Annotated in this window: 16 protein-coding genes; 1 reads left to right on the plus strand and 15 read right to left on the minus strand. The window is 49.7% G+C overall.

All coding sequences use genetic code 11. The features are described 5' to 3' along the window. Nucleotides 1-11: 11 nt before the first annotated feature. The 9 genes from rapZ to ACGTIC_RS12560 form a co-directional block, all read right to left on the minus strand. A complete protein-coding gene (gene rapZ, locus ACGTIC_RS12520) occupies nucleotides 12-920 on the minus strand; it encodes an RNase adapter RapZ (RefSeq protein WP_059076159.1) in 909 nt (302 codons plus the stop codon). A gap of 12 nt (nucleotides 921-932) precedes the next feature. Beyond that, the gene (locus ACGTIC_RS12525; protein WP_059076160.1) at nucleotides 933-1,748 is read right to left on the minus strand and encodes a Cof-type HAD-IIB family hydrolase; all 816 of its coding nucleotides are present in this window, start codon (nucleotides 1,746-1,748) and stop codon (nucleotides 933-935) included. Continuing rightward, a complete protein-coding gene (locus ACGTIC_RS12530) occupies nucleotides 1,745-2,146 on the minus strand; it encodes a hypothetical protein (RefSeq protein ID WP_059076161.1) in 402 nt (133 codons plus the stop codon). Before ACGTIC_RS12530 ends, ACGTIC_RS12525 begins: the two co-directional genes overlap by 4 nt. Nucleotides 2,147-2,248: 102 nt before the next feature. Further along, nucleotides 2,249-2,764, minus strand: coding sequence for a DivIVA domain-containing protein (locus ACGTIC_RS12535; protein ID WP_059076162.1), 516 nt, complete (start codon nucleotides 2,762-2,764; stop codon nucleotides 2,249-2,251). Between the two features lie 22 nt (nucleotides 2,765-2,786). Next, complete coding sequence (locus tag ACGTIC_RS12540; RefSeq protein ID WP_075581488.1) at nucleotides 2,787-3,572, minus strand: RNA-binding protein; 786 nt, start codon at nucleotides 3,570-3,572, stop codon at nucleotides 2,787-2,789. A gap of 18 nt (nucleotides 3,573-3,590) precedes the next feature. Then, the gene (locus tag ACGTIC_RS12545) at nucleotides 3,591-4,079 is read right to left on the minus strand and encodes a cell division protein SepF (RefSeq protein WP_059076164.1); all 489 of its coding nucleotides are present in this window, start codon (nucleotides 4,077-4,079) and stop codon (nucleotides 3,591-3,593) included. 16 nt (nucleotides 4,080-4,095) lie between these two features. Then, nucleotides 4,096-4,779: a YggS family pyridoxal phosphate-dependent enzyme gene (locus ACGTIC_RS12550; protein ID WP_059076165.1), complete on the minus strand. Its 684-nt coding sequence runs from the start codon at nucleotides 4,777-4,779 to the stop codon at nucleotides 4,096-4,098. 103 nt (nucleotides 4,780-4,882) lie between these two features. Beyond that, nucleotides 4,883-5,761, minus strand: a complete 879-nt coding sequence (pgeF, locus tag ACGTIC_RS12555; RefSeq protein ID WP_234995381.1) for a peptidoglycan editing factor PgeF — start codon at nucleotides 5,759-5,761, stop codon at nucleotides 4,883-4,885. Continuing rightward, complete coding sequence (locus tag ACGTIC_RS12560; RefSeq protein ID WP_113855074.1) at nucleotides 5,682-7,430, minus strand: radical SAM protein; 1,749 nt, start codon at nucleotides 7,428-7,430, stop codon at nucleotides 5,682-5,684. The genes pgeF and ACGTIC_RS12560 overlap by 80 nt, the downstream gene beginning before the upstream one ends. A 152-nt stretch (nucleotides 7,431-7,582) precedes the next feature. Here ACGTIC_RS12560 and ACGTIC_RS12565 point away from each other — a divergent pair, with 152 nt between their 5' ends. Continuing rightward, nucleotides 7,583-7,792 carry a hypothetical protein gene (locus ACGTIC_RS12565; protein ID WP_059076168.1) on the plus strand — a complete coding sequence of 70 codons (210 nt, stop codon included), beginning with the start codon at nucleotides 7,583-7,585 and terminating at the stop codon, nucleotides 7,790-7,792. An 85-nt stretch (nucleotides 7,793-7,877) separates the two neighbouring features. Here ACGTIC_RS12565 and sdaAA read toward each other — a convergent pair whose 3' ends face one another. From sdaAA to ACGTIC_RS12595, 6 genes are all read right to left on the minus strand, one after another. Then, a complete protein-coding gene (sdaAA, locus tag ACGTIC_RS12570; protein WP_059076169.1) occupies nucleotides 7,878-8,765 on the minus strand; it encodes an L-serine ammonia-lyase, iron-sulfur-dependent, subunit alpha in 888 nt (295 codons plus the stop codon). Between the two features lie 14 nt (nucleotides 8,766-8,779). Beyond that, nucleotides 8,780-9,439 carry an L-serine ammonia-lyase, iron-sulfur-dependent subunit beta gene (sdaAB, locus tag ACGTIC_RS12575; RefSeq protein ID WP_113855075.1) on the minus strand — a complete coding sequence of 220 codons (660 nt, stop codon included), beginning with the start codon at nucleotides 9,437-9,439 and terminating at the stop codon, nucleotides 8,780-8,782. 9 nt (nucleotides 9,440-9,448) lie between these two features. Further along, complete coding sequence (gene addA / locus ACGTIC_RS12580; RefSeq protein WP_113855076.1) at nucleotides 9,449-13,129, minus strand: helicase-exonuclease AddAB subunit AddA; 3,681 nt, start codon at nucleotides 13,127-13,129, stop codon at nucleotides 9,449-9,451. Then, nucleotides 13,113-16,529, minus strand: a complete 3,417-nt coding sequence (gene addB / locus ACGTIC_RS12585) for a helicase-exonuclease AddAB subunit AddB (protein WP_113855077.1) — start codon at nucleotides 16,527-16,529, stop codon at nucleotides 13,113-13,115. The genes addA and addB overlap by 17 nt, the downstream gene beginning before the upstream one ends. Nucleotides 16,530-16,656: 127 nt before the next feature. Next, complete coding sequence (locus tag ACGTIC_RS12590) at nucleotides 16,657-17,628, minus strand: 4Fe-4S cluster-binding domain-containing protein (protein WP_059076173.1); 972 nt, start codon at nucleotides 17,626-17,628, stop codon at nucleotides 16,657-16,659. A gap of 185 nt (nucleotides 17,629-17,813) precedes the next feature. Next, nucleotides 17,814-18,863 carry an ADP-ribosylglycohydrolase family protein gene (locus tag ACGTIC_RS12595; protein ID WP_059076174.1) on the minus strand — a complete coding sequence of 350 codons (1,050 nt, stop codon included), beginning with the start codon at nucleotides 18,861-18,863 and terminating at the stop codon, nucleotides 17,814-17,816. Nucleotides 18,864-18,962: the final 99 nt, after the last annotated feature.

An 18,962-nucleotide genomic window follows, 5' to 3' on the forward strand; every position in this document is an offset into this window, starting at 1 on the left:
CTGCCCCCTCCTTATGCATCTTCTCCTTCATAACCGGGAGCATCTTCTTCGACATCATTTTTAGCAAGATCCCGGTGTTCAATAGATACATCGACACCTGTTTCTTTGAGATGACGGTACATTTCTTCTGCCATGCAGACACTGCGGTGCATCCCGCCGGTACACCCTACGGCAATGACCAGCTGGCTTTTTCCTTCCCGCTCATAATTGGGAAGGAGAAAATCTATCATATCGAACCATTTTTCTTTAAACGTCTGAGTGACCTGAAAACTTTGGACATAATCCCGTACTACGGGAACCCGGCCCGACTTATGGCGGTATTCCTCAACATAATACGGGTTGGGCAGAAAACGCACATCATCGACAATATCCGCATCAATGGGCATGCCATGTTTGAAGCCAAAGGATACGACCGTAACGGTCAGTCCCTTGCGGCCTGTATTCAGCGCATAGCGCTTGCGCAGGATATCCCGCAGCTGGCTCGTCTTGAGTGAGCTCGTATCAATAATAAAATCAGCCTGTTCCCGGAGCGTGGCCAGCCGCTTCCGCTCTTCCGCGATTCCCTGACTGATGCGCCCATGAAGTGCCAGAGGATGGACACGCCTCGTTTCTTTATAGCGGTTTATAAGGACCTTGTCTGATGCTTCCATAAAGACGATTTCATAGGAAACGCCCTGCTTGCGCAATTCCTGTAAAGCCTGGCTCATAGCATCAAAAAACTGCCCGCCGCGGATATCGGCAATGAGGGCCACATGACGCACCCGTTCACCGCCTTTGACGCAAAGCTCGGCAAATTTTGGAATCAGCACTGGCGGCAGATTGTCTATACAAAAATAACCAATGTCCTCCAACACTTTGACAGCCTGGCTCTTACCTGCACCCGACATGCCGGTGACAATGATCAAGTGGAATTGATCCATCGTGGTCCCTCCTTACAAGATAAATTTTTCAATAGCTCTGGCTACTCCGTCTTCATTATTGGATGCCGTAACATACGGAACCTGTTCTCTTACTTCGGGTACGGCGTTGGCCACAGCTACGCCGAATCCGGCAGCTTTCAGCATGGATAAATCATTCATTCCGTTTCCAAAGCTCATGACGTTCTGCAGCGAAATGCCATAAATATCACAAAGACGTTTCAGGCAGACACCTTTTGAAATTCCTTTGGGCGTAATTTCCAGGAATGTCGGCTTGGAACACATGATATCGAATCTGCCCGGCATCGCTTCTTCTATTTCCTTTGCCCGTTGCAACAGGACTTCATGTTCATCACAGGATAATAATTTATCTGGCGCACCACAGGGAGTATAAAAATCATCACCGCATACGACAGCGTGGGAATGAGTAATCCGTTCGTAATCGGCAACCCAGTGATTATACTCGGCAACACGCAGCACGTCATCAATATACGATTGCATCATCCATCCTTTTTCTTTGGCCAGCGAGAGCAGTTGTGCCGCATCTTCCTGTGGAATAGGATGACTGTACAGTATCTTCTTCGATTCCAGCGTCTGGATCAGTCCGCCGCCAAACAACATCATGGGGATATCCCCCAGCCCGAGCATGCGGCCATAGGGACTGGCCGTCGCATACATACGGCCAGTTGCAATCATGATGTGGATTCCCTTCTGTTGTGCCCGGCGTATCGTATCTTTCGTATAATCAGAGACGGTCGTATCGTCCCGGATGAGCGTATCATCGAGATCTATCGCTATCATTTTTATCGGGTATTCTGGTTGTTGTATCATTTCGTTTTATCCCCCTGTTTCCAATCAAACGGGTCGCCAGCCGGCTTTTCCGTCTCTGTCTTTAATGTCTCTCCATCCCTGGCGTAGGTCAGGTCCTCGGCATACTCCGAAGCCAGTTGGTCCATTTCTTTCTGCTGGGATGCCGTTGCCCGGCTGCGGTTTTTGAGTGCCGTAACCAGCATATCACGCATTTCCACACGGGTCAGAGCATAAGAAGGTGAAAATCTGGCCATATCTGTACCGGTGAGGCCCGCCTTTGTCAAATCCAGAAGATACTTGTATTCCCAGCTATTCTGTTCAATCGCATCGAATGGATTCGGGGCGTACGGATTATACGCAGAGGCCGTACCACAGGCCAATAAGGCCAATGTCAACAGCATAAGTCCCAGTCGTTTCATAGCAGCAGCTCCCTTTCTGTATTACCGCATTATAAACAAATACGCTCTCTATCCGGCAGCCATGAGTCATACCGGGAAGAGAGCATATCTCTGTACGTTCTGTTATTTCGCTGTGTTATCGCCAGCTTCCGGCTGTTCTGCCGGAGTATTGCCATCACTGACTGCCGTTTCTTCATCGATGACCATATCATCGAGCAGACGCATCTGGCTGGTAAGCAGCGCCCGGCATTTAGCCCGGAAAGCACTAACCTGGGTTTTCATTTTTTCCATATTCTGCTGTGTCGTCTGCATGTTCAGTGTCGTTTCATCGAGCATTTTTTTCTTTTTATTTTCTGCTTCCTGCAGGATGAGATCGGCTTCTTTGCGGGCAGACACCTTGACATTTTCTGCCGTCTGCTGGGCCAGCATAAGCGTACTATTCATGGTAGATTCCATTTTTTCATACTGCGACAGCTTATCCTGTAACTTTTCGCATTTTTCCTTTATTTCACAATATTCCCGGTATACTTTTTCATAGTCATCGGCAATATTGTCCATAAAGGCATCGACATCTTCTTCACTATAACCGCGGAAGCCCCGTTTAAACTCTTTGTTATGTATATCCATTGGTGTAAGCATGGGTACATTCCTCCAAAAATTCTCACATGTATCGTCTCAATAAAACACCTGTACGCCCTTTGCGTGAAGTACCAGTAATCTGGGCCAGTTCCATCCGGCCCTTTCCCCGGAGAGAAATGACATCGCCCTCCTGTACTTCCTGGCTCGGCCCTTTAGCCGGCTGCCAATTAACTTGTACCCGGTCACCCTTGATTGCTTCCGCCGCTTTGGTACGGGAAATACCAAACCCGGAAGAAGCGACGGCATCCAGGCGAAGGGACGCTACGGTCGTCTTGATTTCTTTCACCTTTTCCTGTTTAGGCGCAATATCCGACAAGGCCATGTCTTCTACCGTAACATGAACCATGGCAATCTTTAAAAAATTCTGCTTCAGATAGGCAAGAAGGGGTGCATCGGTCAGGATGACTGCTCCCGTTTCCTCCATGATGATATCGCCAAAGCGGCTGCGGTCGATTCCCAGTCCCATGAGCGATCCCAGCACATCACGATGACTGAGAAGGCGATAACGGGCATCCCAGCTCACATGGCAGGCGGTAATGGCAAAATCAACAGGTCCATCATAACTTTCCTTGACAAAGGCAAGACGCACCCGTTCTGCTCCCTCATACCCGCCAAAGGTCTTCAGGATCAGGCCAGGGGCGGACGCCTGTATCGTTTCGCCTATCTGTACGGCACCGGGTGATACAAATTCACTGACGGCATAGGGACGGCCTTTGGCCGTACTGTCTGCCAGATCAATCAGCCGGGCAGCCAGCTCGCCGTTATCCGTTCCCTTATAATAACGTATAATTCTATCTCTGTTTTTCACAAAAATGCCTCATTTATCTTACTGCTGTTTATTACCTTCGCCGTTTTTCCAGGCCAGCTGTGCCGTGAAATCACCGTAATCGTGTTTACTCCGGTCCACTGTTACATTGCTGGGTACGCAAAGGAAAATATCCTTGCCCACTTTCTGAATATTGCCATCCAGTGCATACGTTGCCCCACTGACAAAATCGACAACCCGTTTGGAAATATCCGGTTCCGTGTTTTCAAAATTGATGACAACCGGTTTGCGGTCCCGGAGAAAATCAGCAATGCTCTGAGAATCGTCGAAGCTTTCTGGTTCTACGATCATCATTTTGAGCGGGCGGTCTACCTGGGCCGCTCCGAGTGCAGGCCGGCGGGCAGCTGCCACTGGACGCTGGTTCTGACGCGGTGCGTCTTCTATTTCATCGTCATCATCTTCAAAGTCTTCGTCTGTTTCATAGATATCATCTTCATCTACACCGCTGACCTTGCCTACTACATTGTTCCAAAATTTTTTCAATCCCATGGTTTTATTATCCTCCTTAGTATTGGCGCGGTCCAAATATGGCAGTACCGACGCGTACCATATTTGCCCCTTCTTCAATGGCTATTTCAAAATCATGAGTCATGCCCATAGACAGGTAACGGACTTGACCTTCTGGAAACTGAGGTTTCATATCTTCATATAAAGCGTGGGCAATCCGGAAGATTGGGCGCGTGTCTTCCACGTTATCAAAATTCGGAGCCATACACATAAGACCGCAGACGCGGACATGAGTCAGTTCTTTTGCCAGCGCGCTGATGCGCGGAAAATCTTCTACTTCCATGCCGAATTTGCTTTCTTCCCGCGCTACGTTGACCTGCAGAAGAATATCCTGTACTTTTCCTATCTTGCCAGCTTCTTTATCGACGGCTTTCAGGAGATGTTCCGAATCAATGGAATGAATCAGGTCAAAATGAGCCACTGCCTGTTTAGCCTTATTCGTCTGGAGATGACCGATTAAATGCCAGACAAGGTGGTTTTCTGGAAATTCCTTTATCTTTTCCATCGCTTCCTGTACGCGGTTTTCACCAACGTTCACAATGCCGTCTGCTGCGGCTTCTTTCATGCATTCTACAGGATGATTTTTCGTGACGGCAATCAGGGTAACCGTATCACTCCGGCCGGCACGGGCTGCCGCATCAGCCATGCGTTTTTCTATGGCCTCTATGTTTTCCTTTATCAAATAAAATCCCTCCGTGGTACCTACAAAAAACTTGGCACTTACTCTATTATATATATTACGCCTTATAAATGCTAGTATTTTTGGAAAAAATCTGCCCCAATCGTCATATTGCCGGAATCATGGCGAAGGCTGCCATCCGTCCGGTATGACCGCCATCGCGACGATATGAATAAAAGGCTTGTTCATCCTGATACGCGCAATGGGTTGTCGTATCGATGTGCTGTGGCAGCAGCCCCGCATGCAGCAACAGCTGCTGATTTGCCTGCCATAAATCAACGCAGACCGTATCCGCTGTTTTATAGACACATTGGTCATAGGCCGGTCCCATATGGCGGAAGATATCTGACGTCGCTTCACTGACCTCGAAATGCTCCCGGGAAATAGACGGCCCGATAAAGGCGAGAATATCCCGTGGCTGTGATCCATATACGGTCTGCATGGCAAAAACCGTCTTGGAAGCCAGCCGGGAAGCCGTACCACGCCAGCCATCATGAATGACTGCACAGGCTTTTTTTACCGGATCATACAGGATAACCGGCACACAGTCGGCAATACAGATCAGGAGCAGCACTCCAGGCCGGCTGGTCATAAGCGCATCCGTATGGGGAAAGGCATCGTGATAACTGCCGGCCCCCCGTCCTATCTCGCTGTCTCCGACGGCGATTACGTGATCTTCATGAGTCTGCTGCGGTGTAGTCAGTACATCGAGGCGGCAGCCCAGATGGGCACAGAGACGGCGCCGGTTTTCCAGGACGCATGATACGGAATCTCCTACGTGCAGTGCCAGGTTTAGAGAATGATACGGAGCCGGACTTACCCCGCCCGTGCGGCCAGTAACGCCATGGCACAGGCCGGCACGATGCAGCTGCCCGCTTTCTTCCCAGGCAATCCCGTCCTTATGTTTAATCCACTGTGTCCCCATTTGTACCTCCACATACATGACATCGCCGGCATCCTTCAAAGCATGGTATGGTGAACTCACCTTTTTCAGCCTTCTCCCGTTCCCGGATCAGGTAATCCTCTGCCAGACCATTATCGAGTACACTCCAGGGAAGGAGTTCGTCGGTCTGCCGTGGCGTATATAAAAATGATTCTACATCAAATCCTGTTTCCCGGACAGCCCGTTTCCAGCCCCTGACACCTCCGTAAGAATGGGCTTTCAGAAGCAGTTCCCCCACGCGGCGGTCCCCCCGGGAAAGGACCCCCTGGATATAGCACTGCCGCAGTGGTTCAGCCAAAACTTCCGTCTGCCGTATGCGCCCTGCCTCTTTTTTTATATATGCCAGTCTCCGTTCCACGACTTTTTGTTCCGTCATGGCCATCCACTGAAAGGGCGTCATCGGTTTTGGAATAAAAGGATTGATGCTCAGGGTAATACTGCTTTTGTTGCCAATGCGGTCCATGTGTTCCCGTACCCGGCGTGTCATATCCACAATTCCCTGTATATCTTCATCCGTTTCCATGGGGAGACCTATCATGATATACATCCGCACCTTACGGATTCCCGCAGCTGTACATAAATCGATGGATTGGAGGAGATGTTCTTCTGTAATTCCTTTATTGATAATGTTCCGCATATGCTCACTGCCAGCTTCCGGTGCCAGGGTAATCGTCTTCTGCCCGCTTTCCGCAATGCCTTTGACAATAACAGGCGTAATGGAATCTGCACGCAGAGACGCACAGGAAAAAGCCAGTCCCTGCTGACGGATGAATGTGACTAATTCGTCAATGTACGGATAATCGGAAATGGCAGCACCCATGAGGCCTATCTTTTTACCCAGCTTCTTCCCCCGGAGAACGGCAGCTTTGACATATTCCAGCGGACGCACACGGGGACGGCGGTAACAATACCCAGCCATGCAGAACCGGCAGTGACGGCCACATCCACGGGCAATTTCAATGAGATACATGGATCCAAATTCCGTATCTGGCGTAGCGACGACCGTTTCCCCTGGCCGGGTCAGTTCATGCCATTGCCGGCGTACGCGATGGGGTATACCTGGTTCGGCATCGATGCGCATCAAATTTCCCCTATCATCATACACGTGATGATACAGGGAAGGAACGTATACGCCTTCAACCCTTGCCAGACGGCGCAGCAACTCCTGCCTTCCGGCTCCGTCGGCCTTTGCCTGAAGCCAGGCGTCGAGAAATGCATGAATCAGTTCTTCTCCTTCTCCAATCAGGCAGACATCCATAAACAACGCCAGCGGCTCGGGATTAAAGAAAGCGACAGGACCACCCATGACTACCAGCGGATCGGTTTCTGTCCGGTCTGCAGCCCGGACAGGAATATGACCAGCTTCGAGAATATCCGGGATGTTAAAATAGTCCATCTCGAAATTGACAGAAAAGCCAAGAATTTCAAAATCACACAGTGGCCGCTTATTTTCCAGTGTCAGAATTGGGGAATGTTCTTTTTCATAGATTTTCTTCAATTTCTTATCTGGCAGAAATGCCCGTTCGCATTGAAAATCATTACGACTGTTTACCTCCCGGTAAATAATCTGCATTCCCAGATTGCTCATACCCGTCTCATAGGTATTAGGGTAACAGACAGCCATCGTATGACGGCTGCCAAATGGATGCACGACATACCCCGTTTCCCTCGCCAGTCGTTCATTTAATGCTTTTTCCAGTTGCCAGCCCATATGCTTCTCCTTCCTGCACATCATAACGTATCTTTTATTTTACTAGCCGCATCCCTTCTTGTCAAAGATAGGTCTTTATAGTAGAATATATATATTAATTGACTGTTCCGGGTCAGCGTATGTAAATTTACACTTAAAGGGATGATTACCAGATGAAAATAAAATGCGTCGAATTAAGCCAGTTTGAATCCGATCTGATTCTCGCATTCTCACGACAACCGAAAGCGGCACCTGTCTCGACGGGGTTGTGCCGTGCAATTTATCGTCGTCTGGAAGGCCAGCCGGCTTTTGCCAGAAACAATGTCACAGTTTACAGCAAACAAAGCGGCCCGGTAATCCGCCCGGCTATTGCTGAAAAATAAATACGGATACACAAAGAAAGGACTTATGGCATAAAGATAAAAAATCTTTATGCCATAAGTCCTTTTTCTATGTCGTGTCCCAGCATCAGCCTTCGTTCATTTCCTGTTCCAGCCTCCGGGCAACGGCCTTTCCCGTTTCCGTTCTGGCAAGGCCGCCATCGGATGTTTCTTTAAGGGCAACGGGCATCATACGGCCGATTTCAGCCATAGCACTGATGACTTCATCAGGCGGAATGACACTGCGGATACCGGCCAGGGCCATTTCAGCTGCACCGACAGCCATTACAGCCAGGCAGGCATTCCGCTTGACACAGGGCACTTCTACCAGACCGGCTACGGGATCACAGGCCAGCCCCAGTGTGTTTTTCATGCACAGTGCCATAGCCTGCAGGATTGCATCATCAGAACCACCCGCCAGTTGGGCAGCCGCCGCGGCAGCCATGGCAGCAGCTGTCCCGCATTCGGCCTGACAACCGCCGACAGCTCCGGCAACTGACGCATTGCGGGATACGACAGCCCCAATTCCTGCGGCCGTAAAAAGAGCTTCTACATTTTCATCCGGACTCGTTCCCAGTTCTTCACTGACTGCCATAAGAACAGCTGGAACGATACCACAAGAACCTGCCGTCGGGCAAGCGACGATTTTGAACATCTTGGCATTGGCTTCACTGACAGCCAGCGCATACATCTCTGCCTTGCGTGGCAGGCTCCCCAGCAGCCGGCCACTGCTATGGGACAGTTTATTTGCATCTCCCCCGACGAGTCCGCTTACAGAAGTTCCCGTATCGGTAAGACCGGCCTCTATGGATTCACGAAATACCTCCAGCCGGGAAACCATGCGCTGCCGCACCACCTTTTCCGTCTGTTCAGAGGTTTCCATTTCGTGGCGGATAACGACGTCCGCTATCCGTATATCATGCTGGGCTGCCCTGTGAGAAAGTTCTTCCAGCGTTTTATATTCGTATTCGTACATCTCTCCTGTACCTCCTATAACGGTGCCAGCGTAATGACGCTCTCGATAGCTGAAATATTGCCAATCAGGCTGACCATTTCTGCCGGTACCGGACTGTCTGTGCAGACAATCATGACCGCATTGGCGTGTTTGCCGCTGCGGAACACCTTCATCGTCGAAACATTGATATGCCCGATTGCCATAATCGTCGTCGCCTGGGCGATGATTCCCGGCTGATCACGATGCAGCGTAATCAGGGTATGTTCTTCCCCATTGAGAGAGACCTCAAATCCATTGATTTCGCGGATTTCAATCTTACCACCACCCAGGGAAACGCCCAATATTTCTGCCTGATTGCCATTTTTGCCTGTCATGGCAATGCGGACTGTATTCGGATGATCTACTTCTTCATCAGATCGCCGCAGGGTAATTTCCAGCCCTTTTCCGGCCGCTATGGAAAAGGAGTCCCGGAGCCGGGTATCATCCGCTGAAAAACCCAGGAGGCCGGCGACCAGCGCCTTATCTGTCCCATGGCCTTTATAAGTCTTGGCAAACGACCCATATACGGTAATCATGGCCTTTACCGGTTCGTCCTTTAATATATTCCTCGCCATGAGACCGATACGCGCAGCACCGGCCGTATGCGAGCTGGAAGGGCCAATCATGACAGGCCCTACAATATCAAATACACTCATGATATACTCCTATTCTACACGAATCGCCGTTCCCAGGCGGAAACTATACATATAGGCCTCCCGTACGGGACGGCCACTGATCTTTTCTACAGCCTGCCTGTAGAGAGAAATCTGTACGCCATACCGTTTGATAAAGGCGTCCGCATCATCGAGACGGTCTGTCTTATAATCAATCAATACCCATCCATCACCCTCCCGGAATAAACAGTCGATAACGCCCTGCACCAGTATTTCCTCTCCCGGTTCTGCGTCCGGCAGGAGACCGCCGGCAGGAAGGAGGATGCTGAACGGATATTCCCGGAGTATGCGGTCTGACGACGCCATGCGCCGGCTGAGCGGCGAATGACAAAACGCAAGGATTGGCGGCAGATAGGCCATTGATACTTCTTCTGCTGTAAATAATTCCTGAGCCTGCCAGGACCGGAGCTGTGCATCTATATCGTTCCGGTTCATGTCAGCCCTGATATCCAGATACTGCATGATTTTATGAACAATCGTACCACGGCGGGCGCCCGTTTCTTCCTCTTCCCTTCCATCCATCCATGCCGGCAGCCGGCCAAACACGTCTTCCTCACGGTCTGCCCCGGCCCCCGTCGCTGCCAGTTCCCGTTCTTCTTCCCATTCATCCTGGTGTTGGAGCTGATACTGTCTTTTGATTTCAGAGACAGAATACTTGGCTGCTGTCCCCGTCGCTTTAGGCCACGGATAGTGCCAGGATAAGGTTTGCTCCATCCAGCCGGGAATCAGGGCTCCTACCGGTTCACCGCGGCGCACCTGCTGCAACGGTGAATCAAGGGATATATCCGGTGCCACTTCTTCCAAAGTCGGAATCTGGTGATATAAAGCCAGGCGCCAAAGGCCGTGCATTTCGTCACTTTCCAGTCCCGCCATAACCTTTTCATTGGTCTGTTTCCACTGATCCGCCCCTGCAAAAAGAGGCATGAGCCAATCGAGATATGACTTTCCTTCCGATGGACTGCCTTCTTTTTGCCAGTGTTTCCAGGCTTTTCCCATATCTTTGACAGTACCTGTCAGGATCAGTTTATCCCGTGCCCGGGTCATCGCAACGTAGAGTACGCGCTGTTCTTCTGCCCGTCCTTCCCAGGCTAGTTGTTCCCTCAGACCGCTCCAAATGAAGTCAGGATAAGAAATCCGCCATTCCGTATCAAATTGCCGCAGGCCGATCCCTAAAGATTTATGGAGCAGTATGTCCTTGGAAAGGTCTGTTTCATTGAACTGTTTCCCCATATCGGCTACGACGACAACAGGAAATTCCAATCCTTTACTTTTGTGGATGGAAATGATGCGTACAACATCTTCCCCTTCTCCCAGTACTTTGGCCGGAGCCAGATCGAGCTCGTCTTCCTGCATCTTGTCGATGAGCTGCAGATAGCGGAATAATCCGCGATATCCCGCTTCTTCATATTGCCGGGCCCGTTCATACAGAGCCCGGAGATTAGCCTGCCGGACGGCACCGCCGGGCATACCTCCGACAAAATGGATATACCCCGTGTCCTCATACAGCCGCTGCAATAATTCGGCAACACTGGCGCGCCGGCTGAACGTCCGCCACTGTTCCAGATGCCGCATAAAATCCCGTAATGGAGTGGCATCCTCATCGGATAACGTTTGTACATATGCAGGCAGTTTCTGCCACAATGTTCCGTCTCCTGTCAGATGAAGGCAGGCCAGGGCCGACTCATCCATTTTGACCAGCGGTGACCGGAGGACGGCCGCCATGGGAAGATCCTGTTCCGGGTTATCGATGCATCGCAGCAAAGCCAGCATGACCTGTACTTCTATAGCGGCAAAATACCCGCCGCTTTCATCGGCATATACGGGGATGCCCGCTTCCTGAAAAATCCGGGCCATGACTTGTGCTTTATTTTTCAGTGAACGGAGCAGCACAACCATATGGCGCCAGGAAACGGGCTCCATGGAACTATCTTTACGTTGGATACACTGACCGGAATGTTTCATGTCTATCAGGCATCGGGCCACCATCTGGCACTCTTTTTCAAATGCCGTACGTTCGTCCTCCCCGTCCCCGGCCAGCTCATCAGAAACCAATTCTGATGGCTGGTCATCCTCTGCACCGGTATCATCACTTCCTCCTGTATCGAGTAACCGGACTTCTACCGTACCGCCCAGCCAGGAATCGTCGATGCATTCCTTACGACCGGCGTACAGCCGTTCCCGTTCACCATAAGGCATACCGACTGTCTCTGTCGTCATAATGCGGCTGAATACGTCGTTGATGGCTTCCAGGATATGCCTGTCGCTACGGAAATTACGGGCCAGGTCAATGCAGCGCTGCTCCGCCCGGTCATCCCGACTGTACGCCCGGTATTTTTCCAGAAATAATGTAGGATCTGCCAGGCGGAACCGGTATATACTCTGTTTGATATCCCCAACCATAAAACGGTTATCCGGGCAGGCTATCAGCCGTGCTATCATTTCCTGGACGCCGTTTGTATCCTGGTATTCATCCATGAGGATTTCTTTAAACGTGTGGCGCAATTCCTCTGCCGCATCAGACCGGATAATATGTTCCGGCGTTGAAACCGGGTCCAGGAGTATCTGCAGGCAAAAATGTTCCAGGTCATTGAAATCGACCCAGCTTTTTTCCTTCTTTGCCTGTCCGTAAGCTTCGGCAAAATCTTTTGTCAGCTGCACCAGCCCTGTAATATACGGCTCCATGCTGCGCAATCCATCCAGCCAGTCTCTGCCCGATGGCACAAACCACATATCCCGCATGGCCGTAAACTGCTTCTTGCATGACGTGCGTACCTTTTTGCATTGTTCCCAAAATTCTTTATCGTCTTCGTCCAGCTTACGCAGACTGGCAAGGCGGTCATAATTGACAGCCCGTACAGCCTGCCGCAGTTCTTCCCACGAAGTCTTATCCTGAATCGACTGCAACATAACATATTCATTTTGTATTTGCTGATATCCTTTTTCCAGTGCCGGCCGGGCCTCCAGTCCGGGTAAAATCTGCCGTAACCGTTCCAGGATGCTGCTGATCTGACTATGGGCCTTTTTTTTGATGGGCTGGCACCAGGGAAGATCATCCAGTCTGGCATCATCGGCCACGGCATAATCGGCCACAGCCTTGTCCAGCCAGGCATCCGGCCAGGGCAGGCTGCGGGAAAAGTGATATATACGGATGATTTCTTCCATCAGGATGTCATCGCCGTGTTCATCGCCAAACATTTCCGCCAGTGGATAGAGGATTTGAGCCTTATCCGGATCTTCATAATAAGACAAAAAGACATCCTCCAATACCTGATGCTGCAGCAGGATTAATTCTTCCGTTCCGGCAATGGTAAATCGGGGATCGATATCGATTTTATAAAAATATCTCCGGATAACGGCCTGACAAAAAGAATGAAGAGTAGAAATATGGGCAGAAGGCATGAGTGCCAGCTGCCGTTCCGCCCTTTCTGAATCTTCTTCAGTCAGCTTACTGGCCAGTGCCGCTGCAATCCGTTCCCTCATTTCGGCAGCAGCTGCTTTGGTAAACGTGACGACCAGCATTTCCGTTATGTCCACCGGGGCTATCTGATCCAGAAGACGGCGTATGATACGTTCTACAAGGACAGCCGTCTTGCCGCTCCCGGCAGCTGCCGACAATAAAAGTGTCTGTCCCCGGCTGTCGATTGCTTCCTGCTGTTCATGAGTCCATGCCATGCGTATCGTCTCCTTCCTGGCTGATGCGGACAATAATATCACTTTTTTTCAATTTCCCGGCCGCATCATAGGCGTTGTCCTGCGTATGAGGATCAAAGGCGCAGAACGGATGATACGGACAATACTGGCAATGGCTCTGCGTTCCAAAGAGGACCGGATGGATGGAAATATCGCCGCTTCCCATCTGTTCAGCAATGGCATGAATCCTGTTTTCAGCCACTTTCAGCACTTTCTGCCACCAGGAATAGGGAAATACATTATATCCGGCTGTACTCAGATTACCGTTCTTATTGAGCCGCACATTAAGAAATGACGAAGATGCGTCCATAGCCGTATCCATATACCGGATAACGTCAGGACTGTCCAGATAAAAGCCCTTCAATTTGTTTTCTTTATTGTATAGCCGGATTTTTTCCTCCTGGCTGAGCAAATGATTTTCTGAAAGTTTCCGGCTTCGCACATAGCAATACAGTACAGCTGCCGGGGCGGCCTGAGGTCCTATGTTTTTCAAGGCGATATCCATATACGTCAGGAGCTGTAATTCCAGTCCCATGTAAATTTTCTGCAAATCCAGTACGGTGCTGCCCGATTTATAATCGATGACAACGACAAAATCCGTATCGTCTGCATGAAGTGTGTCAATGCGGTCAATCTGCCCGGTCACGATGACCTCCAGCCCATTGTCCAGCGTAAATTGCAAAGCCTTCCAGGCATTTTTCCCCTGTCCAAATCCCTTTTCCACGGCAGTCGTATGAAAATCAGAAGACTTATTGAATTCACACAAACGCCGCACTGTCCGGATGAGAACCTGGATCAGTCTTCCCTGGATTTGAATAAAATACGCATTGGACATGAGAATATCGTTTTGTATCTTCGGCGATAACTCTTCTACAATGGACGTACACAGCGGCCCTATTTCCTCATCCTGCAAATGCTGCCACTGCCGTCCTTCGGTGAGCAGTTTTTCTCCAATACGGCGCAGTGCTTCATGGACGAGCATTCCCAGATCTGGTGCCGAAAAATGCTGCACCGGCCGTTCGGCAAGGCCCAGCCCATATTGCGAAAAATACGCAAACGGGCACTGACGGTAACTTTCAAACCGGGTAACGGAACCGACAATCCTCCCTTCCGGAGCATAGAGGCGGCGTACGGTTTCATAGGGAAGCCTATCCGGCCGGTTATGATAAAACAAGCCCTGCACAGCCCGTACGGTTACCTGTTTCCATCCATGGAGCAACGCCCAGTCATACAAGGACCACCATACGGAATCTATTTTTTTATTTTCTACAGCCGGACGCAGCATAACTGGCAGATATTTCAACGCTGCTGGCATAGAGACGATATACTCCGCAGCCGATGCCGGAGAAGCTTCTCCACTTTCCTTTCGAAGGCCAGCAATATATCCTTTATCTATCAACTGCTGGATCCACAAAGACGGCGTCAGCTCCTCGCCCTGCTCATCAGCCAGCGCGTAACTGATATATAGCCGTTCTCTGGCCCGGGTGGCCGCCAGATAAAACAGGAATTTTTCCTGCAGGGAACGGAACCGGCTCCCCGGCCCCAACGTCACGCCGGCCTCTGTCAGGCTTTGCCGTTCTACGTCACTTAGAAGTCCCTCATCGCCGCTGTGCTGAGGAAAAATCCCATCATTGATGCCACATAAAAACACAATGCGTCCACTGCCGGTATACCCCCGTTCGATTGACGTAATCGTCACATGATCCAGTGTCGGCGGAATAATGCTGAACGTCATCGTCTTCAGGCCGTCTTCCACCATCTGGGAAAATTCTTCCAGACTGACCACATCATCTCCGCACAAGGCCGTCATTTCTTCCATGAATGCCAGCATTTTTTTCCATACCTGCTCATGTTCTTTACTTTCTGTCATACGCTGGACTGCTTCATCTTCTTCCTTCCAACGCCGCAGCGTATCGGGAACATGGATAGACTGGAGAAAAGTAAATAAAAGGGTACACCAGTCACGCAAATTTTTTTCTCCCTGTGCCTTCTGCCAGAAAGGAAGTATATACTGCTGAACACGCTGCCGCACTTCATTGACCTGATGCAGTCGTTCCTGTATTTCCGGATGCTGACTTACATCATCGCTCATATATTTTTGTGGGTAATAGGTCCATTCCCGGCTGCTCAGCCACTGCCGGCTGCTGATACCGCTGGCCAGACAGTAATTTTCCAGGATATCCACTTCATGCCGGTCCAGAGGAAATAAATCCGTTTTGAGAAGGCGGAACACTGTCTCGTGTGACCAGTGGGACCGTAGCAGTGCCAGAAAAGCGGCAACAGCCTCTGCGGCAGGGTGAGATGCCATGGGACGCCGATAATCAGTAAAGCACGGTATACCATAAGACTTGCATATCCGTTCTCCCAGCGCATCATACATATTGCTAGTCCGGGTGAGTATCAGAAAATCCCTGTACCGGTATCCGTATTGCACGAGACGGGCAATGCGTCTGGCAATGGCGTCCATTTCAGCCGCGCGATCAGAACATTCTGAAACAATGAGTTCCTTAACCGGTACGTCCTGTGTATCCGGAACGGACTGAAAGAAATGCCTGGTAAACTGTCGTATTCCCTTGCATGGCGGATTGGGCAGGTTCTCTGTTTCCAAATGGGGAAAAATGCGGAGAAGACTCTGATACACTTCCCAGGGGCGGTGATACAAAGCCGTATGGCGGGACTGCTGTGAAACACGTTCTGCATCCATTGTCAAGGTTATGGTCAGCGAATCAGCCACTTTTTCGGCTGCCAGCAGAATCTGCAACTGCTGCGGCGTGAACCATTGAAATCCATCGACCCAGACCCGTGCTCCCTGAATAAACGTATAGTTGGGCAGTTCCCTTGCCAGCAGTGTCATCGTATCATCGGCATTTCCAAAATGTTCTCCCAGAAATTCCAAGTATTTTTCATACAATGAAGCGATGTCTTCCAATTTATGTGACAGTGTCAGCTGATTCATCAGCCCTGCCGCATTCCGCAGCATATCCGGTGTAATACGGAAGGAGCGGCATTCCATGAGGAACTGGCCCATAGTCGTCACAAAATTAGGTTGCGAGGCGGCAGTCTGAAGGACAGTCAATACATTGCCGTGCTGCCTTAGAAGACGCTGTAGTACGATATTGCGGCTCAATTCAGATAACGACGCATGTTCTTTGTTCCGTTCCTGAAAGACCTGGAATGCCAGCCGGGAAAATCCAAAAATCTGGGTTCCCATAAATCCATGACCCGGCATGGTGGATGCAAACCGTCTTTCCATACTGTACGTAGCCTGGTCAGGTACGAGCAAAACAGCCTTTCCGCCATCTTTCGACCAATTCCTGATTTCTTCCAGGCATCGGGCAGTCTTTCCGCTGCCGGCCCTGCCAAATACGACGGTTACTGCCACAGCTCTCTCTCCTCTCCTGTGTTCACTGCAAATATACATATAAAATATTCTATCATACTCTGCATGTGAATCCTAGTAGAGAAAAAGAAAAGGCCCGCTGCTACCATTCAGATAACAGCGGGATTTTTCAAATTGCGGCACAAGCAGTTTTGACAAAGGACAACCGGGAAGGACGGCTGCGCTGCAGCCATTTGAGGTCATATGGTTCAAATACGACCTTACGGTACGCGTCTACATCCATGAGCGTTCCATCCCAGTCAGAATGGATATCTCCATTCTGCTTAATCAGGATATCGTACAATATATCATAGGTAATTCCTGTCTTAGGATCTGTTTCCACAATCGTACTATACGGCAGCGTCTTATGATAGGTCAGTTCCATTCCCTTATAATCAAAATGGAATCCACAACGCATGCGGCACCCATCCAGGCCCGTATAAGTGGCAATCTGTTTCAAATCATGGAGAATGCGGTCACCTTGTTCATCATACAGATTATCGGGAGTCGTCGCCGTGTAATCGAAACGGAACTGCACAGAAGCGCCGGGAATTTTGTAGAACCGTTCCAGATACGGTACCAGTTCCTGGGCTGGATAGTTTTTGTAAAGCACGCAATTAATGCGGAAGGGAACCGCCAGCCGACTCAGCAGAGAATCATTGGATTCTACGACATAATGCTGCATATGCCGGGATACATTGATACATGTAATCTTGTCTTTATTGCGTTTCGTAAAATTGACAATGTCATCTTCCGTCTGGAATTCAAAAACGGGCAATGTCGTGTTGATATACACCTTGTGAGTTGTGGGAATCTTATCGAGCATCATCTGAAGAGAGTCCAGATTGGCAAACGGTTCCCCACCAGTAAACACATAATCACAATAGGGCGTAATCTGATTCATCATTTCAATGCTATGACATATCTTTTCTGCCGAAAAACCTTCTGGATGGGAATATTCTTCTTTATTGATGCAGAAGGGACAATGATTGCGGCAGTTGTACGGAACAAAAATAGTAATAGTCGCTCCGCCTTCACGCGTTTTGTATGGATGTCTTGTCTTAACTGTGCTTGCAGTAGTATTCACCTGCGTCTGTATCATGTTCTTATTCGCCTCAAATTCATTTTACCCAGCCGGGAGCGCCAAATAAACGGGCATTCCAATTTACACTGTTCAGTGATATCCAACAAGCATGGGCACTTATTACTATCATAACACAAATGTCAATATCGTCAAATAATTAACTAGACACATATTATGTTATTTTTGAATTATTTTAGCGACTTTCAATTCTTCTGTTTCGCTGTTTCGTGGATTTTATAGAGATTCTGGGCCAGGCTGGTGACGAGGCCGCCACATTCCAATTTGTGAGACCAGCTGCGCGGCACAGCATCAGCCCCGTACATAGCACCTGCCATATTGCCGCAGACTGATCCGCACGAGTCGCTGTCTCCATCCTGATTACAAGCCATAATGACGGCATCTTTCAACGTCCCTGTTTTTAACAGGCAATAAATAGCCAGAGCATACGTTTCTTCAGCAACCCAGCCTTTGCCGATCCGTTTCATAGCCCGCCAGGCTTCCCTATCGGTCACGGCTTCATCGATGGCCCGGATAACTGCTCGCTTTACACCTTCATAATGCTCATGTTTTTGTAATATCCGCATGACTTCTGGCAGTGTATCGGCTAATTCCTTTCCCTGGCTGAGGAGAGAAACGGACGCGCTGAGCATTCCTGCTGCCAGATATCCCGTAGGATTCCCATGAGTCAGACGCCCTGACTGACAACCTACGTCAAAAGCCTTTTCCGGATCACCTGCATAAAACAATCCCACAGGAGCGGCACGCATTATGGAACCACAGCCTTTACTGTCATTATCGGCATAGAGGCTGTCTGTCCGGCCACTTCCCGCCAGAGCGGACAGGCAGGTTTTCCCCGGTGCCCGCCGGGCATATAAATCTTCTTCCCCCATCATATCGTAATCCCATTCTTTTTCATGGGCCTGCCTTGTCATCCAGGCAGACTGATCCGGTTGAATGACTTGCTTTGTCTGTGTATAATACCAACGCATGTACGAACGGTACAGACCTTCTTCTGGCGCCAATTCATCATGAGCAGCCCAAAGTAGTCCGTCGGCAGTGAAAAGAGACATTTGTGTATCATCCGAGATGATGCCTTTTCTCCCATTGGCATCCAGCCGCAGTATCGTCCGCAATCCATAAGGCCCGAATTTTTTCCGGATAGTATACCAATCGTCAAATTCGATGATATATCCTAATGCATCGCCTGCTGCACCACCAAGCATACATCCCAGGAATCGGTCACATGTATCCATTTTCACACCTCCAACACGTATATTCGATTCGCTATCAATCCCATAGTTGTAAAATAATTATAAAATGGGTTTACAATTTATTGATATTATTATATTATA

It is taken from the genome of Megasphaera hexanoica (assembly GCF_043520715.1).
Taxonomy (GTDB): domain Bacteria; phylum Bacillota; class Negativicutes; order Veillonellales; family Megasphaeraceae; genus Megasphaera; species Megasphaera hexanoica.